This is a genomic window from Duganella sp. GW822-FHT06D06, from assembly GCF_058799615.1.
In genome coordinates, this window is sequence record NZ_JBXALQ010000009.1 from 1 (window position 1) to 24,269 (window position 24,269).

The following is a 24,269-nucleotide window of genomic DNA, read 5'->3' on the forward strand; positions in this document are numbered from 1 at the left end:
GACACGAGCTCTGCCGTAACGGTAAGTTACGGCAGAGCTCGTGTCCGAATGTCAGACCTGACCCCGGGTTTTTTATTGTAGTTGCAGGGTCTTGACGGTTTTGAAGTCGCTCTTCTCGCCGGCGCCGGAGGCGCTGTTGTGGTTCTCCTTGCGGATCGAAACCAGCCGGTTGCCGGCCAGCGCGTAGACGCTGGACTCTTCATTCTTGGCCTCGAAGGTGACCACGATGAAGGCGCGGCCGTAGACGTTCTGCGTGATGCGGCTGGCCAGCGGCGTGCCGTCGGCCGCGATCCATATGTGCAGGCGGCCGTCGAATTCCTTGACGTATTTGCGGTCGCGATCGGCCAGCGCGTCGATGCCTTGCGCGAAGGTCAGCAGGCGCGCCGGCTTGCCCTGGTAGAGGTCGGCCTTCTCGGCCAGGAAGCTGGTCTTCTCCAGCATGCGCGACAGGCTGCCGGCCGCCGAAATCATCGGCCGCAGGTCGGTCGGGCTGAACTCGCGGGCGGCGTTCAAGGTCGGCGTCTTGGCGTTGGGGTTGCGGGCCACGGTCATGGCCTCGGCATCCAGCCTGGCCAGCATCTCGCGGCTGTAGCTGAGCTGCATGCCGCGCTGGCCGTCCTCGATGGCGACGACCGCCTGGCCGCTGGTTTCATCGGCATCCTTGCCTTCGCCGTTGCGGCGCCACACGCTCGAATCGAGCGTGGCTTTCAACGGCAGCGGTTCCTGCAAGCGCTCCAGCGCCGCCTTCAGGTCGGCCAGGCCGTCGGCATGGGCGGCGGTGCCGGCCAGCGCCAGCACGGGGATCAACATCAGGGGTGACAAATGCATTCTGTCCTCTTTCTCAAGCGTGGCCCAGGCGGCCCGCGGTCATCGTAACGGTTCTGCCGCAACGCGCGGCGATCGACAAATCGTGGGTGACCATCACCAGCGTCGAACCGCGTTCGCGATTGAGCGCGAACATCAATTCGATCACCGCCGCGCCGGTGGCCGCGTCGAGCGCGCCGGTCGGTTCGTCGGCCAGCAGCAGCGGCGGCTCGCAGACGAAGGCGCGCGCCAGCGCCACCCGCTGCTGCTCGCCGCCGGACATGAACTTCGGATAGTGGCGCAGGCGGGCCGACAAGCCCACCCGCTCCAGCATCGCCGCAGCCTTCTCGCTGGCCTGCCCTTCGCCGCGCAACTCCAGCGGCAGCATGACGTTTTCCAGCGCCGTCAGATGCGGCAGCAGCTGGAACGACTGGAACACAAAGCCCACGTTCTGCTGCCGGAACACGGCGCGGCCGTCTTCGGTGAGCTGGAAGATGTCGGTGTTCTCCAGCTCCACCGTGCCGCTGGTCGGCAGGTCCAGCCCCGCCAATATGCCCAGCAGCGTCGACTTGCCGGAGCCGGACGCGCCGACGATGGCCAGCGTCTCGCCGGCTTGCACCGTCAGGTTGATGTCGTGCAGGATGGTCAGTTCGCCGGTGGCGTCGGCCACCCGCTTGCCCAGGTCTTTTACAGCGATCGCGGGCCGCAGCAGGCTGGCGGCGAGATTCATATTGGTCATTGCTACTCCTAAGTTTCCCGAAGACTGAGTATGGGCGGCTGGTTCAACACGCCGCGCAGACCCGCCCAGCCGCCGAACAGCGCGCACAGCGCACCGGCGGCCAGGCCGGCGATCCACAACAGCGGCGACCATTGCCACTCCAGGTGAAAGCTGAAGCGCGCCAGCGCCCAGCTGGCGGCCGTTGCGCCGCCGGCCGCCAGCAAGCCCGCCAGGGCGCCGGTCAGCAGATGTTCTATCCATTGGGCCTGCGACAGCTGCCTGCGCGTGGCGCCCAGCGCGCGCAGCAGGGCCGCCTGGCGCTTGCGCGCATCCAGCGATCCCGCCATCGCAGCGTACAGTACCAGCAATCCGGCGATCAGCGTGAACCCGAACAGGAATTCGACCGCCGCGCTGACCTGCGCCAGCGTATCCTGCATGCGCTGGATGAAGGCGCTGATATCGAACACGCTCAGGTTCGGATAGTCGCGCGCCAGCAGGTAGGCGAAGCGCCGGTCGCCGGCCGGCACATGCACCGCCGTCGCCAGCGTCATCGGCATGCCGGCCATCAGCTTGGGCGCCACCTGGAACGCGGCGCCCACCTGGTGCGAACGCCAGTCGATCATGCGCAGGCTGGTGGCTTTGAGCTCCAGCGTTTCGCCGGCCACGTCGAAGCTCAGTGTGTCGCCCAGCTTGACGCTGAGGATCTCTGCGATACCCTTCTCCACCGATACCTCCGCCGCGCCGCCGTCGTACCAACGGCCGGCGGTGATGCTGTTGGGCGTCCGCAGCTGGTCGGCCTGCTCGATTTCGAGCTCGCGCTCGACCAGCTCCTTCGCGCGCGGATCGTCCGATGCGGCGGGCTTGCCGTTAATGCCGATCAGCCGTCCGCGGCTCAGCGCATGCATCTGCGGCTGGCCATATTTTTTCAGGCGCGCCGCCAGCTCCGGCTGCTGGTCCGGCTGGATGTTGACGACGTAGTGATTCGGCGCGCCGTCCGGCGTGGCCTGATGCCAGGCCGCCAGCAGGTCGCCGCGCACCACCGTCAGCAGCAGCAAGGCGGTCAGGCCCAGCGCCAGGGCGACGATCTGCGTGACGCTGGCCGCCGGGCGGCGGCGCATGTCGGTGATGGCGAAGCGCCAGGCGGGATGTTTGAACAGGCGGCGCAGCCGCTGCAGCGAACCGACGCCCAGCCAGGCCACCAGGCCGAAGACCAAGCCGCACAGCGCGAAGCCGACGGCCGCCATCAGGCCGAGCATGACATCGTCGGTCTGCCACACCAGCAAGCCGGTGAAGGCGGCGGCGCCCAGCGCATAGGCGGCGACTGTGCGCGCCTGCGGCGCTTCCTGCTCGCGGCGCAGCAGGCGCACCTGCGATACATTGCGCAGCTGGAGCAGCGGCGGCAGCGCGAAGCCAAGCAGCAGCACCAGTCCCGAGGCCAGCCCTTGCAGCGCCGGCTGCCAGCCGGGCGGCGGCAGGTCGGCGTCGACCAGCTTGCCCAACCATTCCAGCAGCACGAAGTGGCAGCCGAATCCCAGCAGCACGCCGGCCACGCTGCCGGCCACGCCCAGCATCAGGAACTCCAGCAGATACATGCGCGTCTGCTGTGACTGCGTCTGGCCCAGGCAGCGCAACACGGCGCAGGCGTCGAGGTGGCGCTGCATGAAGCGGCGCGCAGCCATCGCCACCGCGATCCCGGCCAGCAGCGCGGACAACAGGCTGACCAGCGACAGGAACTGCCGCACCTGGTCCTGCATCGACTGGCTGTCCTTGCCCATCGACGCCAGCGAGTTGACTTCGATGCCCAGCCTCGGCGCGGCGGCGATGCGGGTCTTGAGCCATTGTTCGAACGCCGCCACCTGCGCCGCTTCGCCCGCCAGCAGCAGGCGGTAGGTGGCGATGGCATGCTGTTGCAGCAGATTGGTGGACATCAGGTCGGCGCTGGAAATCATGGCGCGCGGCGCCAGCGTCACGAAGGATGCGGCGGCATCGGGCTCCGAGGCGATCACCGCCGCCACCGCCAGGCTGCGGTCGCCGATGCGCAGCATGGAGCCGGTGTGCAGGTTCAGCGCCGCCGCCAGCGTCGCATCGACCCACACGGTGCCCGGCGTGGGCATGGCCGTGGCCACGGCGTCCGGCTGGCCGTCGCGGCGCAGTTTCAGGTGGCCGCGCAAGGGATAGGCGTCGCTGACGCTTTTCAGCGCGACCAGCATCGACGCGCCCTGCTCGTCCCGGCCGGCGACGACCATGTTCAGCATGGCGACCGTGTCGGCGCTGCGCAGGCCGCGCCGTTGCGCTTCGGCGCGCACGTCGGCCGGTAAGGGCTGGTCGGAGGCCAGCACCAGATCGGCGGCCAGCACCTGGCTGGCGTTGCGCGCGATGCCGGCGCCCATGCGCGCGGTGAAAAAGTTCACCGACGACAGCGCCGCCACCGACAGCATCAGCGCCACCAGCAAGAACCGCAACTCGCCCGCGCGCCAGTCGCGCAGCATCATGGAAAACGATAGTCTGAACATCTCGCCGGGTCCGATATAAAAAGGGCAGCATGCCCAAACCCGGCCCGGCTAGCCGCCGGAATGCGATGAAACGCCAGCAGCGGCGATGGTTTGCAAGAATCGACGGCTGGATTGCGCGGCAAAATTACACCGGCATGCCCATATGTGGGCCGGTCGGTCCAGCCGTCAGTAGGACCAACTAGTTGGTCCGCGACCAGTCGCGCCGGTCCGGGCGTTCGTCCGGGGCGGCGTCGTGGAAGGCGCCGTCCACCACCGGTATCGTTTCGATGTGATCGAAGCCGATATCGGTATCCGCGGGCAGCGATTCGATGTCCACGCCGGCGCGCTCGCCGGTGCCTTCGGCGTCGGTGTCGCTATCGAGGCCGACGTCCGGTTCGCCGGGGACGTCGCTGCCGCTGTCGGAATTGTCGCTGGGCCCCAGCGCCCGCGTTCCATGGCCGCGCCCCAACGTGCGGTCGGTGCCTACCGGTATGTTGTCCGGGTCCAAGGTACTGTCAGACATGATCTGCCCTCCCTATGAAAACCCCTATTTGACCACCGCCGCCGTGGCCGTTCCGTGCGCGACCACGCATAAGGGCTATCGTGCCGATAGGTTTTTTTTACTTTACAAATGTATTATTCATCTCTATAGTTAACTCATACCGCAGCCAACCCAAGGAGTAGCACCATGAGTATCTCGACTAAGAACCTGATCACCGCCGCCGCCACCGTCGCCTTCGCTATCGCCGCCACGGCCACCACCGTCACCAGCGCGTTTGCGCAGACCACCGCGCCGGCTGCCACCACCACCACCACCGCCGCGCAAACCGCCGTCGCCAACGGCGCGCTGGCGACCGCCACCAAGTCCCAGGCGGCCGGCCTGACCCGCGCCCAAGTGCAGGCCGAGTTCCTCGAAGCGCGCAAAAACGGCACGCTGATCGAGACCGAAGCCGACATGGATGTCGCCCAGACCAGGAAACACAACGTCAAGTAATCGGGACCGAGCCCCTTGAAATCGCCACGCGCCGTCCGCTCCTTCGCCCTCGCAGCCTGCGTGCTGGCGGTGCTGGCCGGTTGCGCCGACATGGGCAAGGTCAGGCCGCAGGCGGTCGCGCTGAAACCGGCCGCACTGAATCCCGGACTGGCCATCGCCGCCGCCAGCGCCAATGTCGCCTGGCCGGAGCAGCAATGGTGGGAAGCGTTGCATGACCAGCAGCTCAATCAGCTGGTGGCCGCCGCGCTGGCCGACAACCCGACGCTGCGCGCCACCCAGGCGCGCGTGCGCCAGGCCGAGTCGCTGGCCGGCGTCGCCAAGGCCGGCACGCTGCCGCAGGTGAGCGCCGCCGCCAGCGCCGACCGCGAACTGTATTCCGCGCACAGCACCGTGCCCGCTCCCCTGGCCGGCAGCTACGCCTGGAAGAACACGGCCGCGCTGTCCGGTTCCTACGACCTCGATTTGTGGGGCCGCAACCGCGATGCGCTGGCCGCCGCGCTGGACAAGGTGCACATGGCGTCGGCCGAATCGCAGATGGCGCGGCTGACGCTGGAATCGGCCATCGTGCGCAGCTACATCCAGCTATCGCTGCAATACGCACTACAAGACAGCGTGGCGCGGAACCTGGCACAACGCCAGCGCGTCCTGGCGATCACGCGCAAGCGCCAGGCGGCGGGGCTGGCCAGCGAGATCGACGTCGCGAGCATAGAAACCACGCTGCCGGCCGGACGGAGCGAGCATGAGCAGATCGGCGAGTCGATCGCCCTGCTGCGCAACCAGCTGGCGGCACTGATCGGCAAAGGACCGGGCGACGGCGATGCGATCGCCCGGCCGATGCTGGCCCTCGACGCCGGCCATGGCGACGCGCTGCCCGCCTCGCTGCCGGCGGAACTGGTCGGCCACCGGCCCGACATCGCGGCCCAGCGCTGGCGGATGGAGGCGGCGACCGCCCGCATCGTCGGCGCCAAGGCCGATTTTTACCCGAACATCAACCTGGCGGCGTTTGTCGGTTTCCAGTCGCTGGGGTTCACGCATTTTTTGGACAGCAACTCGTCGATGCGCGGCGTGACGCCGGCCATCAGCCTGCCGATCTTCGAAGGCGGCCGGCTGCGCAGTCAACTCGGCAACCAGAGCGCGCTCTACGACGGCGCGGTCGAGCAGTACAACGCCGCCGTGGTGCAGGCGATGGCCGACGTGGCCAACGCGGTGGTGCGCATCGCTTCGGTCAGGCGGCAGGACCAGCTGGCGCAGCGGGCCCTGGCCTCGGCGCGCCGCCAGCAGGAGCTGGCGGAACGCGCCTACCGCGCCGGCATGACCGACGCGCTGAACGTGATTAACGCGCAGCTGACGCTATTGAACGAGGAACAGCAGATGGCGCAAGTGGCTAGCAAACAACTAGATAACTACACATTGTTGATGACCGCGCTGGGTGGCGGCATAAAACTGGAATTGCCATGATGCTTAGATAGTACAATCAAAGCCTTTCAAAAACAGTGTGAGGAGCAGGCAATGAGCAGTTTTGAAGCGACTAAAAAACGCCTGAAAAACATCCATGCCCGAATGCCGGAGTTCCCCGAGGATTTGATGCGCGTCCTGCGTATGACTTACCACATCCAGAAACGGATGAAAGACCTGAGCAATGCGGCGCTGCGCAAATATGAGCTGGTTGACGCCAGCTACATGGTGCTGGCCGTGCTGTACGGCTCGGACGACGAGACATCGACGGCATCCACGCTGGGCGAGGCCTGCATGGAAAAGCCGGCCAACCTGACGCGGGTCTGCAACGACCTGGAATCGCAAGGCCTGATCTCGCGCGGCAACCGCCCCGGCGACCGCCGCTGCGTGATGATCACGCTGACCGACGCCGGCCGCGAGCTGGCCGCCAAGGTGCTGCCGGAAGTCTGGGGGACCACCACCCGCGCCTACGACGGCTACAGCCCTGACGAAGTAAAAGTACTTGAAGCGCTGCTGAAAAGGCAGCTGGATAATCTCGAAGCACTGACATAGCCTGAACTGACGCCATGAACCCTCCCCCAGCCGCCACTCCCCCCCAGGACCACAGCGCGGCAAGGGGAGTTTTGCGCTGGCTGGCGGCGCAAACGGCCGGCTGGTTCAGCACCGAGGGCGAGCGTTGGGTGTTCGTCGCCAAGACGATGCTGGCTTCCTTCTGCGCGCTGTGGCTGGCCTTCCGCCTCGGCCTCGACGCCCCATACACCGCCCTCGCCACCACCGTGATCCTGGCCCTGCCCAGCAGCGGCATGGTGCTGGAAAAGGCTTTCTACCGTTTTCTCGGCACGCTGGTCGGCTGTTCGGCCTCGCTGCTGCTGGTGGCGCTGTTCCCGCAGTCGCCGCCGCTGCTGTTCCTCGGCGTGGCGGTCTGGATCGCGCTGTGCACCGGCGGCGCCGCCATGCACCGCAACCAGCAATCCTACAGCTTCGTGCTGGCCGGCTACACCGCCTGCATGATCGCCGTCCCCGCCATCGACGCGCCGGAGCGCGTGTTCGCGCTGGCCGTCACCCGCGTGACCGAGGTCGGACTGGGCATCATCTGCGCCGCCGTGGTGCACGACGTGGTCTTCCCGCGCCGCCATTCGCGCGCCGTGATGCGCACCGTGCAGGCGCGCTACGCCGGCTTCACCACCTTCTGCACGCAGGTGCTGGAGCAGCGCTTGACGCCGGCCGAGACGGAACTCAGTCACCTGAAGTTCGCGGCCGACATCGCCGCGCTGGAATCGGGCCGCGCCGCCGCTTTCTTCGAGGCCGACCATCCGCGCTCGCATACGCGCCAGCTGCACGCCTTCAACGCCGCCTTCATGACAGTGCTGACCACTTTCTACACGCTGCACCGGCTGATCCACCGCTTGCGCGGCGCCGCGCCGGCGCATGCGCAGCCGGTGCTGGAACTGGTCGAGCCGATGCACGCGCACCTGGCGCAGACCATGGGCGAGCAGTTGACGGCGGCACGCATGGCGCGGATGCGCGCCGGCCTGGCGAGCGACATCGCCGCCGCCCGCGCCCAGCTGGCGACAACGGTGCTACCGGTCGAACGCGCGCAGCAGATCGACTTCGATACGGCGGTGGAACTGCTCGAGCGCTACGTGCGCGACATGGAAGCCTTCGCCGGCCTGTATCACGGCCTGGCGCAAGAGAAGCAGCAGGTCAGCGATCCCGGCGCCTACACGCCGAAGACGCCGCCGGCCATCATCGTCGCCAGCGGCTTCCGCGCCGGCGTCGCGCTGCTGCTGACGGCCGGCGTGTGGTACTGGCTGGCGTGGCCGTTTCTCGGCAACGCCATTTTGATGGCGACCATCTTCTGCGCGCTGGCCTCGTCGTCGCCGCGCCCGACCGCCATGGTGCAGCAGGTGCTGATCGGCTTCCTGGTGGCGGCGCCGCTGGCCTTCGCCACCGAATTTTTCCTGGTGGCCCGTGCCAACGACTTCCCGACGCTGATCATCGCCACCCTGCCGCTCTTCGTGCTTGGCAGCTATCTGATGACCAGCCCGCGCTGGGCCGGCGTGGGCATCGGCATCTGCATGTTCTGCGCCACGCTGCTGGTGCCGACCAACTTGATGCACTACGACGTGGAAAGCTTCATGAGCAGCGAACTGTCGCTGACGATGGGCGTGGCGGCGGCCTACCTGATGTTCAAGGTGGTGCTGCCGGAGCACACCATGGGCCAGAAGGACCACGTGGCCGCCGCCCTGTGGCGCGAGGCGCAGGGTGCTTGCACGGCGTCGATGCACCGCCTGAAGCGGCGCTTCGACAACCGCGTGCGCGACCTGCTCAGCCAACTGAACGCCGCCTCCGGCCCGGCGCCCAACGAAGCCGCGCGCGCCGTGGTGCGCCAGGGCCTGACCCTGCTGGAGCTGGGCCACGCCGTGATCGAGCTGCGCCAGTTGATCGCCAGTTCGCAGCCAGGTCCGGTGCCCATCGCGCTGAAGCTGGTGGTGCGCCAGCTGGCCGCCTACCTGCGGGCGCCGGCGCGCGCCAGCGGCGAGACGGCGCTGCAATCGATATTGGACGCCGGCGCCAGCGTGCGCGCCGCCCTGCCCTCGGCCACGCCGGAACGCCAGCTGCGCCTGCACACCGCGCTGACCGACCTGCATTCCATTTACACGTCCCTGCTGGACCAGATCACTACAGGAGTAACCGGCCATGCCGCGTGAGATCGACTTTTTCGGCGTACTGCTGCCCGGCGTGCTGCCGCTGTTCCTCGCCAGCCTGGTGCTGCAAGTGGCGCTCGACTGCGCCTTGAGCCAGCTCGGCGCCTACCGCCGCAGCTGGCATCCTGCGCTGGTGCGCCTGTGCCTGTTCGTCTGCATCTTCAGCGCCCTGCTGGTCACACTCTACAAATAAATTCAACTCCATCAGAAAGCCCGCCGTGAGTGCATCCAAGATCTTCCGCTTTTTCCTGACCATGCTGCTGTTGGTCGCCGCCCTGTGGATGGGACGCTCGGCCTGGGACCACTACATGGAATCCGCCTGGACCCGCGACGGCCGCATCAAGGCCGATGTGGTCACCATCAGCGCCGACGTCGCCGGCACCGTCACGCACGTGATGGTGCGCGATAACCAGCTGGTCAAGCAGGGCGAGGTGCTGTTCGTGGTCGACACGGCCCGCTACCGGAGCGCGCTGGTGCAGGCCAACGCCGTGCTGGCGTCGCAGCAGGTGGAGAAAGGCCGGCGCGGCAAGGAGGCCAGCCGCCGCGCGGGTCTGGACAATTCCATCATCTCGGCCGAGAGCAAGGAGACGGCGGAATTCGCGGTCGGCACGGCGGCGGCGCAGTACCAGGCGGCGCTGGCGGCGCGCCAGTTGGCGGCGCTGAACCTGGAACGCACGGTGGTGCGCGCGCCCGTCACCGGCTACGTCACCAACCTGAACGTGCACACGGGCGACTTCGCCGCCGTCGGCGCGGCCAAGCTGGCGATGATCGACAGCGCCTCGTTCTACGTGGTCGGCTATTTCGAAGAAACCAAGCTGCCGCTGTTGAAGGTGAACGACGCCGTCGAAGTCCACCTGATGAGCGGCGCGGCCCAGCTGCAAGGCCATATCGAGAGCATCGCCCACGGCATCACCGACCGCGACGCCAACACCGGCCGCGAATTGCTGGCCGACGTCAACCCGACTTTCAACTGGGTGCGGCTGGCGCAGCGGGTGCCGGTGCGCATCCACATCGACCGGCTGCCGAAGGGCCTGGAACTGGTGGCCGGCACCACCTGCACGGTGGTGATCCACTAGGGGCTGCTAGCGCGCGCCGGCGGCGTCGATAATGGCGCCGCTGACGTAGGACGATTGTGGGCCGAGCAGCCACAAGATCGTCTCGGCGATTTCCTCCGGCTGGCCGCCGCGCAGCATCGGCACGTTGGCTTCCAGCCGCGCCACGCGGCCAGGGTCGCCGCCGCTGGCGTGGATGTCGGTATAAATCATGCCCGGCCGGACGCAGTTCACGCGGATGCCCTCGGCCGCCACTTCCTTCGACAAACCCAGCGTCATCACGTCGATCGCGCCCTTGGACGAGGCGTAGTCGATGTAGACATTCGGCGCCCCATGTTTGGCCGCGCCGGACGACAGGTTGACGATGCCGCCACCCTGCCCGCCGTCGGCGGTCGACATGCGCTTGACCGCCTCTTTGCAGCACAGGAAGTAGCTGATCACATTGGTGGTGAACACCCGCTGCAGGCGCTCCACCGACATCTCGGTCAGGCGGCACTGCTGCTCCAGGATGCCGACGTTGTTGACCAGCGCCGTCAGCGGCCCCAGTTCCTCGTCGACGGTCTCGAACAGGCGCCGCACGTCGGCCTCCACGCTGACGTCGGCCTGCACGGCGATCGCCTCGCCGCCCTCGGCCACGATCTGCGCGCGCAGCTGCGCGGCCGCCTGCGCGTCGCGCAGGTAGTTGATGCACACCGCGTAACCGCGGCGGCTCGCCATCAGCGCCGTCGCCGCGCCTATGCCCCGGCTGCTGCCGGTGACCAGTATCACTTGTTTCATCGGATGCCTTATCAAACAAAAGCCCGCTGCAGCGGGCTCCTGTCATGCTTATTTTTCCGGGCTGACATGGGTCAGCGCGTAGCCGACATGCTGCCACCAGTGCTCGCGCGAGTGCACGGTGCGCAGGCATTTCTTGTCCAGTTCCCCCTTGAAGACGGGGTCGGCGCACTGCTTGGTCATCAACGCGTTGCGCTGGTTCTCGGCGTTGCTCAACGCGATCAGCAGCCAGACGATGAAGCCCAGCGCCAGCACCGCCAGGCTCCAGGCCACGTGGTTGATATAGGCCCATTCGAACAGGGTTTCGATGACCGGCGACGATTCCTTGTAGATCTTCATGACCTCACCTTCGGCCGCCTTGCGTTCGTCACTGATTTCTTTCATATTTTTCCTTGCTTCTTAGCCGGTGCAGCGTCGAGTTTATACTGGTTTGACCATGAACGAGTTGAATAATTCCCGATATTTTGCCTCAGGGCCGGCGCCGGCGCGCCGTCTCCAGCCGTTCGCACAGCATGGCGACGCCGTCGGCGATGCGCGGCGTGGCGCGCACCAGCTGTTCGCCGTCCAGCATGAACAGGTTGCCGCGCTGGACCGCCAGCATACCCTTGTACTGCTTCCAGATATTGATGCCGGATTCGGCCTCGTGCCGGTCGCCGCCGAAGATGGCTTCCGGGTTTTCCTGCAATACCGCCTCGGTGCTGACGGTGGGCGCCGGCACCTTGAGCGCGGCGAACACGTTCCGACCGCCGCAGACGCGGATCGCGTCGCTGACGATGTGCTCACCGCTGAGCGTGAAGATCGGCTTTTCCCAGATCTGGTAGAACACCCGCACCGTCGGCCGTTGCGCGTAGCTGGCCGACAGTTTGGCGATCTTCTGGCGGTAATCCTGCGCCGCCTTGTGCGCGGCGGCCTCGGTGCCCATCAGCCGGCCCAGGCGGGTCAGGCTGGTGGCCACTTCGTCCAGCTTGTGCGGATCGCTGTAGAAGATCGGGATGCCCAGGCTTTTCAGCTGCTCCAGCTGGGGCGCGGTGTTCCCGCTCTTCCAGACCACCAGCAGGTCCGGCCGCAGCGCCAGCACGTGTTCCATGTCGATGGTGGCGTTGCTGCCGACCTGCGGGATGCGCTTGGCCGCTTCCGGGTAGTCGCTGTAGTTCATCACGCCGACCACGCGCTCGCCGCCGCCGGCCGCGAACAGCAGCTCGGTGATGTGCGGCGCCATCGAGATGATGCGCTGCGCCGGCCTGGCGACGACGACGCTGTTGCCGGCGTCGTCCTGCACGGTGACGGCGGCCTGGGCGCAGGCCGCCGTGCACGCCAGCGCCAGCGACGGCAGGGCGTGGCGAACGGTCGTGGTCGTGGCGCGCATCAGAACTCGTAGCGGGCCGAGAGTTTCAGCTGGCGGCCGTCGGCGGTGTAGATGCTGCCTTGAACACCATCCTTGCAGCCGAAGGCTTGCGAGAAGTAGCGCTTGTCGCTCAGGTTCAGGCCCGACACGGCGAACTCCCACTGCCCCAGCTTGCGGGCGTAGCGCGCGTCCAGCGTGGTGTAGGACGGGATCTGCGCCGGGCACTTGTTGTCGAAGTCACCGCCGTTGCGCTGGCTGTCCACCCACTGCGCGCCGACGTCGGCGGTGTGGCCGCTGGCCACAGTCCAGCTCAGGCGCGCGGTCAGCGTGTTTTTCGGCACCAGCACCATCTCCTTGCCGTTGTTGACGCCCTCGGTGAACTTGGCGTTCACGTGCTGGTAGTGCGCGGTCAGGTTCCAGGCGGCGTTGATGCGGTGTTCCGCATCGAGTTCGAAACCCTGGCGGCGGGTCGGCGCCAGGTTGGTGTTGGCGTAGATCGTCGGATCGTAGAAGATCTCGTTGGTCAGGTTGTGGCGGAATACGCGGCCAGTGATTTTCTGCGCAGCGGTACCGAAGCTGACGCCCAGTTCCAGGTCATGCGACTGCTGCGGCAGCAACGCATTGTTGACGACCGGGGTGTAGGCGTTCTCGTCGGAGTTGGCGACGCGGTAGCTTTGCCCAGCCTTGCCATAGACGTTCAGATTCTTGACCGGCATATAGCTCGCCTGCAGTTCCCACGCGTTCAGGCTTTGCGCTGCTTTATAGCCGGTGCTGCCATAGATGTTCAAGGGATCGCTGAAGTCCTTGTTGAAGATTTCGCGGCGCACGCCGGCCGATACGCGGCCTTCATGGGCGGCGTCGAAACGAAGTTCGTCGCGAAGGTACAGCGCTTTCGAGTGCTGGGTGGCGTCGGCAGCGGAGGAATGATTGTTGTCGGTGCTGGCGCGATTCCATACGGTCCAGTCGAAACCGACCACCATCTCGTTCAGCAGGCCGCCGATCTCGCCCAGGCGGCGCACGCGCGGCGAGAACTGGGTTTGCTTGCTATCGAGGGTATAGGTCGATGGGCCGAATTCGCCGAAATAAGTCGATACGGCCTTCTTCTTGCGATACGACAGGTCGGCCGCCAGTTCATAGCCGCCAATGCGGCGCTGGGCGAAGGCGGTGAAGCGGTCGCTATCGAGATTGGCGTAGTTGTCGGGGGTCAGGGTCTGGCGCGGATTGGCGTTGTACTGAGCCTCGGACAGCGAACCCGGAAGACGCATGTCCTGGCGCGCGCCTTCGTAGCGGAAGCCCGCGCGGCCGGCGTTGTCGAACCATTGCGCGCCGCCGCTGAAGTGGGTGTGCTTGAATTCGTTGTTGTCGCGGTAGTTGTCGGTGCGCTGGCTGTCCAGCGTGGCGTCGGCGGCGAAGCCGTCCCAGGCCTGGAAGCCGGACACGCGCGCTTCGCGGGCGCCCAACTGGCCGCCTTCGACGAACACGCTGCCGCGGCGGCTGTTCTTGACCGGACGCTTGGTGACGATGTTGATCACGCCGCCGGTGGCGCCGTCGCCGTACAACACGCTGGCGCCGCCGCGCGTGATTTCGATGTGGTCCACGGTGTCGATCGGGATGGTCGACAGGATGGCGTTGCTCAGTTCATTTTCCGACAGGCGCACGCCGTCCAGCACGATCACCATGTTCTGGCTGCTGTTGGAGCCGAAGCCGCGCAGGTCCAGGCTGAAGTCCGGGCTGCCGTCCAGGCTTTGGCGGCCGTACACGCCGCCCACTTTGCGGATCGCCGTGTTGACGTCGTTGGCGCCGGCGCGCTGGATGTCTTCGGCGCTGATGACGATGGCGCCGATCGGCGTCAGCGCCGCGTTGGCGTCGAAGCGCGAGCCGCTGACGACGACGACCGGCGCGAGCAACTGGGCGACGGCGCTGTTGCCGGCGACAGCTTGCGCCGCTACGGTGGAGGGAACGGCGGCGGCAAAGCACAGGGAGACGGCGGCGGCCAGCAGGCGCGGTTGGAAGACGGAGGATTGCATGTCAGGTCATTTTCAAAAGAGACATCCGCCTGCGTCCCCGCAGGCTGGAAGTGTACGGAAGCCGCGCGGACGTTGTCGCTGCGCGCTTCCCCCTGTCTGGCCGATATCCGGGCTGGCGAGGCTGAACGACGCTTCGCGTTACCGTTGCGGGGGCAGCACACCTTGACCGTCGCGCCGTGGGCGCGGGCGGCCTTGTGTTTCCCGTTTAACTGCGCATGTGAGCACATGGGCAAGCACCAGAACCCGGGCATTATACGCTCGCGCCCCGGATCATTAACTTTTTAGATAGGACCTATCTACATTTCGTGCATTGATCGCCACGGCTACGGTCTTTATAGTGGGCTCATACCCATACCGGAGCTTTGCCATGCATGTCTTGCCAACCTATTTCCTCTCCCACGGCGGCGGTCCGTGGCCGTTCATGATGGACCAGGTGGGCCATCTGTACGGCCAGCTGGACGCCGCGCTGCGCGACATTCCGCGCCAGCTCGGCGTGACGCCGAAGGCGGTGCTGGTGATTACCGCGCATTGGGAGGAGCGTGACTTCACGCTGTCGTCGTCGGCCAGGCCGCCGATGATCTACGACTACGGCGGTTTCCCGCCGCATACCTACGAGGTGCAATACAGCGCACCGGGTTCGCCGGAGCTGGCGGCGCAGGTCCGGCAGCTGCTCGATGCGGGCGGCTTCCCGGCGCAGCTGGATGCGCAGCGCGGTTACGACCACGGCACCTTCAGCGCCATGTATCCGATCTATCCGGCTGCGGAGGTGCCCATCGTGCAGCTGTCGCTCAAGCGCGGCCTCGATCCCTTGACGCACCTGGAAGCGGGCCGCCTGCTGGCGCCCTTGCGCCAGCAGGGCGTGCTGATCGTCGGCAGCGGGCTGAGTTACCACAACCTGCGCGCCTTCAATGCCCAGGGCGCGGCGGCCTCGCACGCCTTCGACGGCTGGCTGCGCGCGACGATGGCGCTGCCGCCGCAGGAACGCACGGCGCGCTTATTGGAATGGGAACAGGCGCCGGCCGCGCGCATGGCGCATCCGCGCGAGGAGCACTTGCTGCCGTTGATGGTGGCCCTGGGCGCGGCGGAGCGCGACCAGGCGACCGTCCCCTACCACGAGGAGGCGTTCATGGGAGCGCTGGCCGTGAGCAGCTTCCGCTTCGGTTAATCCAACCCGGTGTCAGGTGCCGCGTTTGCCGTTGGCGTAGGCTTCGGCCTTGGCGGCGGCGATGGCGGCTTTCTCGGCGTTTTTGACGGCCATCTCGGCGTTGTGCACCTCCAGCCGCCCTTTGCGGCTGGCCGGCGTCTCCAGCGAGATGCGGCCCAGGATGCCGCTGCGGTAGTCGCCCAGGAAGGTGTGCGAGGCTTTCTCGAAATCGAGGTCGCCGCCCTTCTGGCGGAAGCCGCGCTTGGCCGCCACCCCCTCCACCACCGCGATGCCGTCGAAGCTCTCGATGTCCTTGAAGCCGTAGCGCGCCACCAGCAGTTGCGGGTAGTACTTCAGCATCTCGTCGGCCAGGTACACCGCCACTTCCTCTTCGATCAGCGCGTTCGAGCCGATCGCGTGGCTGGCGGCCAGCATCAGGCCGTCGCTCGGCAGCGCGATCTTCGGCCACAACATGCCCGGCGTGTCGACCAGGATGGTGTTCTTGTCCAGGTACAGCTTCTGCTGCTGCTTGGTCACCGCCGGCTCGTCGCCGACCTTGGCCACCTTGCGCTTGAGCAGCGCGTTCATCAGGGTCGACTTGCCGACGTTGGGGATGCCCATGATCATGATGCGCAGCGGCTTGGTCGGCACGCCGCGGTGCGGCGCCAGCTGCTTGGCCAGTTCCGGCACGCGGGTGACGTCGGCCGGTTTCTTGGTGGTCATCGCGAACGCGGTCACGCCTTCCTGCGCGTTGTAATAGGCCACCCAGGCCGCCGTGGCGGCCGGATCGGCCAGGTCGATCTTGTTGAGGATCTTCAGGCACGGACGCTGGCGGAACTTGCGCAGCTCCTCCACCATCGGATTGGTGCTGGCCTCGGGCAGGCGGGCGTCGACCACCTCGATCACCAGATCGGTGTTCTCCATCTGCTCCGCCGCTTTTTTCTTGGCGGCGTTCATGTGCCCCGGGTACCATTGTATCGACATGCTCTGACCTTCAAAATCGTTCTGACAATCCGCTATTTTACCTGCTGGCTCGTCCGGACTTCGGATATCATGAGGCGCTTTTCCCGTTTTCTGACCATATAAACAATATTATTTTTCCACCGGAGTGCTGAAGATGAGCATAGCTGCACCGTCCAACCCCAAGGAAATCACCGTTCGCGGCATCATCCTGGGCATACTGATCACGCTGGTCTTCACGGCGGCTCAGGTCTACCTGGGCCTGAAAGTGGGCCTGACGTTCGCCACCTCGATCCCGGCGGCGGTCATCTCGATGGCGCTGCTGAGCGCCTTCAAGGATGCCACCATCCAGGAAAACAACATCGTCCAGACCATCGCCTCGGCCGCCGGCACGCTGGCGTCGGTGATCTTCGTGCTGCCCGGCCTGCTGATGATAGGCTGGTGGGCCAAGGTGCCGTTCTGGCCGACCTTCGGCGCCTGCGCCATCGGCGGCGTGCTGGGCGTGATGTACACCATGCCGCTGCGCCGCGCGCTGGTGTCGCAGTCCGACCTGCCCTACCCTGAAGGCGTGGCCGCCGCCGAGGTGCTCAAAGTCGGCATGGCTTCGCGCGCCGGCGCCGCCGAAGGCAAGGCCGGTTTGTGGGCGGTGATCTGGGGCAGCGTCGCTTCGGCCGCCTTCGCCGCCTTCGCCGCCGTCAAGCTGATGGCCGGCGAAGTGGCGATCTACTTCCGCACCGGCTCGGGCGCCACCGGCATCGGCGCCTCGAGCTCGCTGGCGCTGATCGGCGCCGGCCACCTGATGGGCATCACGGTCGGCATCGCGATGCTGGCCGGCCTGGTCATCGCCTGGGGCATCATGGTGCCGTTGATGACGTCCCTCAGCCCGGCCGCGGCCGGCGTCGAAGCGTCCGCCCACGCGCTGGGCATCTGGTCCAAGGAAGTGCGCATGATGGGCGCCGGCGTGATCGGCATGGCCGCGATCATCACCCTGGCCGGCCTGGCCAAGCCTATCTACGGCGGCCTGAAGTCGGCGATGGAATCGGCCCGCAAGGCCAAACTCAATGGCGGCGTGCTCGATCGCACCGAGCAGGACCTGCCGATCTTCGTGGTCGGCCTGGTGACGCTGCTGTCGATGGTGCCGGCCGGCTGGCTGCTGTCGAGCTTTCTGCAGGGCGGCCCGCTGTCCTCGCTGGCGGTGCCGCTGGTGGCGGTCGGCATCGGCTACATCCTGGTGGCCGGCATCTTCGCCGCCGCCGTCTGCGGCTACATGGCGGGCCTGATCGGCTCCTCGAATTCGCCGGTGTCCGGCATCGCCATCCTGACCATCCTCGGCGCCGCGCTGAGCGTGGGCATGGTCGGCCGCAGCATCATGGGGCCGGAAGTGGCCCAGGCGCTGATCGCCTATGCGCTGTTCGTCACCACCGTGGTGCTGGCCGTGGCCGTGATCGGCAACGACAACCTGCAGGACTTGAAGACCGGCCAGCTGGTCGACGCCACCCCGTGGAAGCAGCAGGTTGGCCTGCTGATCGGCGTGGTCGCCGGTTCGTGCGTGGTGCCGCCGGTGCTGGAGCTGCTCAACCATGCGAACGGCTTCGTCGGCGCGCCCAACCTCAACTCGATCTCGGACCAGCCGCTGGCCGCGCCGCAGGCGCTGCTGATCTCGACCCTGGCCAAGGGCGTGATCGGCGGCCAGCTGCGCTGGGACCTGCTGGGCTACGGCGCGCTGGTCGGGCTGCTGCTGGTGGCGATCAACTTCGGCTTGAAGCGCTCCAGCAACGGCAAGTACTCGCTGCCGCCGCTGGGCGTGGGCCTGGCGATCTACCTGCCGAGCGCGGTGATCACGCCGGTGTGCATCGGCGCCGTGGCCGGCTACCTGTTCGACCGCGCGATGGAGCACAAGCTCGGCGGCGACAGCGCCAAGCGCCTGGGCGTGCTGGTGATGTCCGGCTTCATCGTCGGCGAGAGCCTGTTCAACGTCGCGCTGGCCGGCCTGATCGTGGTCTCCGGCAAGGGCGAGCCGCTGGCCATCGCCAACTCGCTGAGCGAGGCGCAGGCCATGATCGTCGCCCTGATCCTCGGCGTGGCGATGGTGTGGGGACTGTACCGCTGGTCCGCCAGGAGCGGGCGCAACGTCGCCGCCTGATCCAGCAAGCCGTGTAACCGTAACGCCCAACGCCCTGCCCGCCCGGCAGGGCGTTTTCATTTGGCGATCCGCTGCGCGCAACTGTCAGCGTCTTTAATTCCGCTCAACATCCTCCCCAGGCACCTGCCTACAGTGGAGACTCCGCGGGAATTGAACGATGAGATGGGGGAGTTGAAATGGCAACCGTCGTCACGATGCGCCTGACACGCCCCACTTCCGCGCTATGCCTGCTGATGGCGGGCAGTTGGCTTGCCTCTGCGCACGGAGCAAGCCCTGTCGTGCTGGAACAGGTCGAATGGCCACGGAAAGCAAGCTGCGCCGGCTGCACGGCGCTCCAGTTCGGTATGCTGGAAATGCAACTGCCGCCCACCCTTATCGGCAAGATCTTTATCGCTACCAGCATGCCCTCTTCGGTGCATCTGATTCCTCCCGATCGAGACGCCAGACGTGACGTCGTCCTATCCTGCATGTCGATACAGGAACTGGTGGACAAGTACGGGCAAAAACTATCTGCGAACCAGTTCCTTGAGCAACTGGGCCGCCCGGCGCATGGGGCCGATCCATGGGCAAAAATCAGAAAGGTGGAAGGCCTGGACAACGCGGTCCGCTACTCGCACGCCTCGCGCGGCAAGGTGCATGCGTACTGGATTCAATCGACACCGCCGAACTCCCAGTACGCCTACTTGGTCGTCGATAACGGGCCCAATGTCTACAGCCTGTCGGGTGCGCTTACGCCGGAACTATACGCCGCCATCCTTGCCAACTTGCGACTCGCTCCCGCACCGTAGCCGCGTCGGATTCCATGCCGCCAGTATAGACGCCGGGTCCCGAAATCGCCCCCTGCGGCATTCATGCTCGTTTGCTTGTCTGGTTCTGTCTCGTTTTGACTCGTTTGAACTTTGTGCAGAGCACAAGGTCCAACAAGACAGAACGAGACAAAACAAGACCAAACGAGCAAGGAGAACGAGCATGAACGCCGCAAGGACCTGCGAACTGCCACCCGCCGCATACGCCGAGCTGGAAAACTTTCTGCGCAAGAGCGGCAGCACGCTGTCGCCCGTGGAAGCGACCATCGTCGCTATCCGCGAGTGGATGGAAAAAAGCCGCGCCGCTGCGGCGCCTATGCGCGGCTATCAATGGAAGCAGCTGTTCATCCCGGAAAAGAGCCGCATGCGCATGAGTTACGCTGGCACGGCGTACTACGCCGAAGTCGTCGGCGAAGAAATCATCTTCCGCGACGATGCCGTATCGCCGCGCCAGATGACCATGCAGATTGCCGGCGATGGCCGCAACGCCTGGCGCGATCTCTGGATACTACAGCCCGGCGAAAAAAACTGGACCAGCGCCGCCCGCCTGCGCGACCGGCTGCAACAGCGCGCCGCCAAGCAGCCCCTGTCCGCCGCCGACGCCATGACCGTCGCCGCGAAATCGATGAGCGACGCCCTGACCACCGCCCTGGCGCTGGTGGAGCATGCCAATCATCAATCGCAAAACACACTGGAGCGGCGCCTGCCCCGCTATCGTCGCCAATACGATCAACTCAGCGACGATCACTGACCCCACGCCAGCATCCGCGCTCACAAATCGGCCAGCGCCTTCACGTGCGCCGCCACGCTGCGGCCCAGCGCCGACAGGTTGTAGCCGCCCTCCAGGCAGCTGACGATGCGGCCCTTGGCGTACAGCCTGGCCACCTCCATCACCTGCTGCGTCATCCACGCATAATCGGCCTCCACCAGCCCCATGCCGCCGATGTCGTCCTCGCGGTGGGCGTCGAAGCCGGCCGAGATGAAGATCATCTCCGGCCGGAACGCGTGCAGCGCCGGCAGCCATTGCTCCAGCACGATCTGGCGCACGGCGTCGCCCTTGGTGTGGGCCGGCACCGGCACGTTGACCATGTGGGCGCTGATCGGCTCGGGCTCGGTGTACGGATAAAACGGATGCTGGTAGAAGCTGACCATCAAGGCGCGCGGTTCGTCCAGCAGCGCCTCCTCGGTGCCGTTGCCGTGGTGGACGTCGAAATCGACCACCGCCACCCGCGCCAGGCCGCGCGCGTCGAGCGCGTGCTTGGCCGCCACGGCGACGTTGTTGAACAGGCAGAAGCCCATCGGCTCCACCGGCCGCGCGTGGTGGCCGGGCGGACGCACCGAGCAGAAGGCGTTGGCGATCTCGCCGTCGATCACGGCGTCGGTCGCGGCCACGGCGGCGCCGGCGGCGCGCTGGGCCGCGCGCCAGCTGTAGTGGTTGAGCGAGGTGTCGCCGTCGATCGGATAGCTGTCGCCCGGCGCCGGCACGTTGTCGCGCACGATGGCGATGGCGTTGCGGCTGTGGTTGCGCTCCAGGTCGGCGAGCGCCACCAGCGGCGCCTCGCGGTGCTCCAGCAGGTCGTGCAGCTGCGATCCGATCAGCTGGTCGGCAATCGCTTGCAGGCGGGCGGGGGATTCGGGGTGCCAGTCGCCCATGTCGTGGCGGGCGCAATCGGGGTGGCTGTAGATGGCTGTGGTCATGTGGCGGATGTCTGCTCGGTAGGCGCTAATCTACCATAGATGCTCGATGGGAAAAATTGCAACACCCGGCAAGTTGACGAAAATATAATTGCCTAATATCATTAGCCGATAACCAACAACAAGGGCAATGCATGACACGTTTTTCACTCCTCGGCGCCGGCATGCTGCTTGGCGCAGCGCTGCTCGGCAACGCCCAGGCGGCCGCGCCGGCCGTCTCCAGCTTCTTTGGCGCGCAGCAGATCGGCCAGGCCGAACTGTCGCCCAAGGGCGGCTATGTCGCCCTCACCGTCATGATGGACGACGGCGCCCAGGTGCTGATGATACGCCAGACCGCCGATCCGACCAAAGGCACCGTGGTGGCGCGCACGCCCACCGACAAGGCGCTCATCATCGCGATTCACTGGATCAACGAGAAACGCATCGGGTTCACGGTCAAGAACCTGATGGAGGAATTCAGGGGCAACCTGGACGAGTTTGCGATCGACCGCGACGGCGAGAACCGGGTGCACCTGATTGCCGGCAGCTGGGGGCATGAGCAGGACCATATCGGCAGCCGCATGGTCAGCCGCACGCTGCGGGCCGACCACGCGTATTTCGGCGCCGCCCATGACGGCTCGGACGACATTCTGGTGGAAAAATTCCATTGGAACGATACCGATCCGCACCCCGATTCCTCGCGTCTGCTGCGCCTGAACACCCGCAACCAAGCGCTGCGCAACGCCGCCGAGGGTGGGCAGCCGGAAGCGGCCAGCGACTGGCTTACCGACGGCAACGATGTGCCGCGCGTGGCGACCGCCGAGATCAAGGGGCGTTGCATTACCTCCTACCGCAAGGCCGACGAGACCAGCTGGAGCCAGATCGGCAACGGCGTGTGCTACCAGGATCAGCGCTTTACGCCGCTGTTCTTCGACGGCAGCGATACGCTGTACGTGCGCGCCAACCACCAGGGCTACGGCGCGCTGTTCCGCTACAACCTGAAGACCATGAAGATGGATGCCGAACCCTTCGTCGAGACCCCGGGCTTCGATTTCAGCGGCGCCGCCGAGATCGACCGTTCGAGCAAAAAACTGCTCGGCATCCACTTGCGCACCGATGCCGCCACCACCGTCTGGCTGGACCCGACGCTGAAGGCCGAGCAGGCCAGGATCGACGCCGCCCTGCCCGGCACCGTCAATACCCTGAGCTGCGCGCAGGACTGCGCCGCCAGCCCGGTGCTGCTGATCGCCTCCCGCTCCGACCGCCAGCCGCTGCAATACATCCTGTACACCCGCGCCAGCGCCGCCATGATCGGCCTGGGCAGCACGCACCCGGAGATCAAGCCGGCGCAGATGGGCAGCCGCAGTTTCCATCACTATGCGGCACGCGACGGCCGCTCGATTCCGGCCTACGTGACCATGCCGTCCGTCAAGGCGCCCGGGCCGCAACCGGCCGTGGTGCTGGTGCACGGCGGTCCCATGGTGCGCGGCGGATCGTGGGAATGGGAGGCCGAAGCGGCCTTCCTGGCCTCGCGCGGCTATGTCGTGATCCAGCCGGAATACCGCGGCGGCACCGGTTTCGGCAGCGACCACTTCCAGGCCGGCTGGAAGCAATGGGGCGGCACCATGCAGGACGACCTGGCCGACGCCGCGCGCTGGGCCGCCAGGCAGGGCTGGGCCGATCCCAAGCGCGTCGCCATCATGGGCGCCAGCTATGGCGGCTACGCCACGCTGATGGGACTGATCAAGGACCCGGCCGTGTTCCGCTGCGGCGTCGAATGGGCCGGCGTGACCGACATCATGCTGCGCTTCACCTCCACCGAGTCGGACGCGTCGCAGGAAGATCTGGGCTATGGCCTGCGCCTGCTGGTCGGCGATCCCGACCACCCGGCCGACGCCGAGATGCTGCGCCGGAACTCGCCGCTGCTGCGCGCCGCCGAGTTGAAACAGCCGCTGTTGATGGCGCACGGCCTGGAGGACCGCCGCGTGCCGAGCGAGCATGCCGCCCGCTTCAGCCGCGCGGTCAAGGCCCACAACCCGAACGTGACCTCGATCGTCTACCAGGACGAGGGCCACGGCTGGCGCCACCCGGAAAACAACATCGCCTTCTGGCGGCAGGTCGAGACCTTCCTCGAGCGCCATCTGAAGCAGGCCGACTAGGCGGCGCGCCGCGCGACCCGGCCGCATGGTATCGCGCGCGCAGTTTCTCGCATAGAATCTGTACAGCGCACAACTCCGATCGACACCATGTACACCAAACTGCACGCCGTGGCCCGGCAGGTCGGCAGCATCATCGTCGGCAAGGACCTGCAAATCCGCCAGGCGCTGACCTGCCTGCTGGCCGGCGGCCACCTGCTGGTCGAGGACGTGCCGGGCGTGGGCAAGACCACCCTGGCGCACGCGCTGGCGATCTCGCTGGGGCTGCGCTTCAACCGCATCCAGTTCACCAGCGACCTGCTGCCGGCCGACGTCCACGGCATCTCGATCTACGAGCGCGAGAAGAACGGCTTCGTGTTCCACCCCGGCCCCATCTTCACGCAGGTGCTGCTGGCCGACGAGATCAACCGCGCCACGCCGAAGACCCAGTCCGGCCTGCTGGAGGCGATGGAAGAGCGCCAGGTCAGCGCCGACGGCGTCACCCGGCCGCTGCCGGAACCGTTCTTCGTCATCGCCACGCAAAACCCCACCCACCAGATCGGCACCTTCCCGCTGCCGGAATCGCAGCTGGACCGTTTCCTGATGTGTTTGTCGCTGGGCTACCCGGACGCCGCCGCCGAACGCGCGCTGCTGATGGGCGAAGACCGCCGCGTGCTGCTCAAGGCGCTGCAGCCGGCGATGGCGCCGTCCGAGCTGGCCGAAGCCCAGCAGGCGCTCAAGCGCATCCACGCCGCGCCGGCGCTGATCGACTATGTGCAGGCGCTGGCCGCCGCCTCGCGCCAGAACGGCCTGTTCGCCGAGGGCATGAGCCCGCGCGCCGCCATCGCGCTGCTGCAGGCCGCGCGCGCCTGGGCCGCGCTCGAGGGGCGCGACCACGTGCTGCCGGAGGACGTGCAGGCGGTGCTGGTGCCGGTCTGCGCGCACCGCCTGCGGCCGCTGAAATCGGCGCACGGCGTGGCGCTGGCCAGCCGCGACCTGGTGCTGCAGCTGCAAAAGTCGGTGCCGGTCTAGGCCGCC

General features: G+C 66.6%; 22 protein-coding genes and 1 riboswitch. Of the genes, 12 read left to right on the top strand and 10 right to left on the bottom strand.

Going from position 1 to position 24,269, the window contains the following annotated elements; genetic code table 11:
* Nucleotides 1–72: 72 nt before the first annotated feature.
* From AC1RMD_RS17405 to AC1RMD_RS17420, 4 genes are all read right to left on the bottom strand, one after another.
* The gene (locus tag AC1RMD_RS17405) at nucleotides 73–828 is read right to left on the bottom strand and encodes a hypothetical protein (RefSeq protein ID WP_492927945.1); all 756 of its coding nucleotides are present in this window, start codon (nucleotides 826–828) and stop codon (nucleotides 73–75) included.
* Nucleotides 829–841: 13 nt separating this feature from the next.
* Nucleotides 842–1,543: an ABC transporter ATP-binding protein gene (locus AC1RMD_RS17410; RefSeq protein WP_492927946.1), complete on the bottom strand. Its 702-nt coding sequence runs from the start codon at nucleotides 1,541–1,543 to the stop codon at nucleotides 842–844.
* 8 nt (nucleotides 1,544–1,551) lie between these two features.
* Complete coding sequence (locus tag AC1RMD_RS17415; RefSeq protein ID WP_492927947.1) at nucleotides 1,552–4,035, bottom strand: ABC transporter permease; 2,484 nt, start codon at nucleotides 4,033–4,035, stop codon at nucleotides 1,552–1,554.
* Nucleotides 4,036–4,213: 178 nt separating this feature from the next.
* The gene (locus AC1RMD_RS17420) at nucleotides 4,214–4,537 is read right to left on the bottom strand and encodes a hypothetical protein (RefSeq protein WP_492927948.1); all 324 of its coding nucleotides are present in this window, start codon (nucleotides 4,535–4,537) and stop codon (nucleotides 4,214–4,216) included.
* 165 nt (nucleotides 4,538–4,702) lie between these two features.
* Between AC1RMD_RS17420 and AC1RMD_RS17425 the strand changes: the two genes are divergently transcribed.
* The 6 genes from AC1RMD_RS17425 to AC1RMD_RS17450 are packed head-to-tail and all read left to right on the top strand — an operon-like array spanning nucleotide 4,703 to nucleotide 10,247.
* Complete coding sequence (locus AC1RMD_RS17425) at nucleotides 4,703–5,008, top strand: DUF4148 domain-containing protein (protein WP_492927949.1); 306 nt, start codon at nucleotides 4,703–4,705, stop codon at nucleotides 5,006–5,008.
* Nucleotides 5,009–5,023: 15 nt separating this feature from the next.
* Complete coding sequence (locus AC1RMD_RS17430) at nucleotides 5,024–6,466, top strand: efflux transporter outer membrane subunit (protein WP_492927950.1); 1,443 nt, start codon at nucleotides 5,024–5,026, stop codon at nucleotides 6,464–6,466.
* A 51-nt stretch (nucleotides 6,467–6,517) separates the two neighbouring features.
* Nucleotides 6,518–7,015, top strand: a complete 498-nt coding sequence (locus tag AC1RMD_RS17435; protein WP_492927951.1) for a MarR family winged helix-turn-helix transcriptional regulator — start codon at nucleotides 6,518–6,520, stop codon at nucleotides 7,013–7,015.
* A gap of 14 nt (nucleotides 7,016–7,029) precedes the next feature.
* Nucleotides 7,030–9,174 carry an FUSC family protein gene (locus AC1RMD_RS17440; protein ID WP_492927952.1) on the top strand — a complete coding sequence of 715 codons (2,145 nt, stop codon included), beginning with the start codon at nucleotides 7,030–7,032 and terminating at the stop codon, nucleotides 9,172–9,174.
* Entirely contained in the window at nucleotides 9,164–9,364 is a 201-nt protein-coding gene (locus AC1RMD_RS17445) for a DUF1656 domain-containing protein (protein ID WP_492927953.1), read from the top strand. The genes AC1RMD_RS17440 and AC1RMD_RS17445 overlap by 11 nt, the downstream gene beginning before the upstream one ends.
* A gap of 25 nt (nucleotides 9,365–9,389) precedes the next feature.
* Nucleotides 9,390–10,247, top strand: a complete 858-nt coding sequence (locus AC1RMD_RS17450; RefSeq protein WP_492927954.1) for an HlyD family secretion protein — start codon at nucleotides 9,390–9,392, stop codon at nucleotides 10,245–10,247.
* A gap of 6 nt (nucleotides 10,248–10,253) precedes the next feature.
* Here AC1RMD_RS17450 and AC1RMD_RS17455 read toward each other — a convergent pair whose 3' ends face one another.
* From AC1RMD_RS17455 to AC1RMD_RS17470, 4 genes are all read right to left on the bottom strand, one after another.
* Complete coding sequence (locus AC1RMD_RS17455; protein ID WP_492927955.1) at nucleotides 10,254–11,000, bottom strand: SDR family oxidoreductase; 747 nt, start codon at nucleotides 10,998–11,000, stop codon at nucleotides 10,254–10,256.
* Between the two features lie 48 nt (nucleotides 11,001–11,048).
* The gene (locus tag AC1RMD_RS17460; RefSeq protein ID WP_492927956.1) at nucleotides 11,049–11,381 is read right to left on the bottom strand and encodes a hypothetical protein; all 333 of its coding nucleotides are present in this window, start codon (nucleotides 11,379–11,381) and stop codon (nucleotides 11,049–11,051) included.
* Nucleotides 11,382–11,466: 85 nt separating this feature from the next.
* Nucleotides 11,467–12,363, bottom strand: coding sequence for a cobalamin-binding protein (locus AC1RMD_RS17465; RefSeq protein WP_492927957.1), 897 nt, complete (start codon nucleotides 12,361–12,363; stop codon nucleotides 11,467–11,469).
* Nucleotides 12,363–14,369, bottom strand: coding sequence for a TonB-dependent receptor (locus AC1RMD_RS17470; protein ID WP_492927958.1), 2,007 nt, complete (start codon nucleotides 14,367–14,369; stop codon nucleotides 12,363–12,365). Before AC1RMD_RS17470 ends, AC1RMD_RS17465 begins: the two co-directional genes overlap by 1 nt.
* Before the next feature lie 81 nt (nucleotides 14,370–14,450).
* Nucleotides 14,451–14,625: riboswitch (cobalamin riboswitch) on the bottom strand.
* Nucleotides 14,626–14,736: 111 nt separating this feature from the next.
* Here AC1RMD_RS17470 and AC1RMD_RS17475 point away from each other — a divergent pair.
* Nucleotides 14,737–15,534 (top strand): DODA-type extradiol aromatic ring-opening family dioxygenase, encoded by a 798-nt coding sequence (locus AC1RMD_RS17475; RefSeq protein WP_492927959.1) that lies wholly within the window; start codon nucleotides 14,737–14,739, stop codon nucleotides 15,532–15,534.
* 12 nt (nucleotides 15,535–15,546) lie between these two features.
* Here the strand turns inward: AC1RMD_RS17475 and ylqF are convergent, their stop codons facing one another.
* Nucleotides 15,547–16,497 carry a ribosome biogenesis GTPase YlqF gene (gene ylqF, locus AC1RMD_RS17480; RefSeq protein WP_492927960.1) on the bottom strand — a complete coding sequence of 317 codons (951 nt, stop codon included), beginning with the start codon at nucleotides 16,495–16,497 and terminating at the stop codon, nucleotides 15,547–15,549.
* A 133-nt stretch (nucleotides 16,498–16,630) separates the two neighbouring features.
* On the opposite strand from ylqF, the gene AC1RMD_RS17485 reads away from it, so the two are divergent.
* The 3 genes from AC1RMD_RS17485 (at nucleotide 16,631) to AC1RMD_RS17495 (ending at nucleotide 20,173) form a co-directional block, all read left to right on the top strand.
* A complete protein-coding gene (locus AC1RMD_RS17485; protein WP_492927961.1) occupies nucleotides 16,631–18,616 on the top strand; it encodes an OPT family oligopeptide transporter in 1,986 nt (661 codons plus the stop codon).
* 176 nt (nucleotides 18,617–18,792) lie between these two features.
* Entirely contained in the window at nucleotides 18,793–19,404 is a 612-nt protein-coding gene (locus AC1RMD_RS17490; protein ID WP_492927962.1) for a hypothetical protein, read from the top strand.
* A gap of 181 nt (nucleotides 19,405–19,585) precedes the next feature.
* Nucleotides 19,586–20,173, top strand: a complete 588-nt coding sequence (locus tag AC1RMD_RS17495; protein ID WP_492927963.1) for a hypothetical protein — start codon at nucleotides 19,586–19,588, stop codon at nucleotides 20,171–20,173.
* Between the two features lie 20 nt (nucleotides 20,174–20,193).
* Here the strand turns inward: AC1RMD_RS17495 and AC1RMD_RS17500 are convergent, their stop codons facing one another.
* Nucleotides 20,194–21,120 (bottom strand): histone deacetylase family protein, encoded by a 927-nt coding sequence (locus tag AC1RMD_RS17500; RefSeq protein ID WP_492927964.1) that lies wholly within the window; start codon nucleotides 21,118–21,120, stop codon nucleotides 20,194–20,196.
* A 131-nt stretch (nucleotides 21,121–21,251) separates the two neighbouring features.
* Between AC1RMD_RS17500 and AC1RMD_RS17505 the strand changes: the two genes are divergently transcribed.
* Nucleotides 21,252–23,255: an alpha/beta hydrolase family protein gene (locus tag AC1RMD_RS17505; protein ID WP_492927965.1), complete on the top strand. Its 2,004-nt coding sequence runs from the start codon at nucleotides 21,252–21,254 to the stop codon at nucleotides 23,253–23,255.
* 87 nt (nucleotides 23,256–23,342) lie between these two features.
* Nucleotides 23,343–24,263 (top strand): AAA family ATPase, encoded by a 921-nt coding sequence (locus tag AC1RMD_RS17510; RefSeq protein WP_492927966.1) that lies wholly within the window; start codon nucleotides 23,343–23,345, stop codon nucleotides 24,261–24,263.
* Nucleotides 24,264–24,269 lie beyond the last annotated feature (6 nt).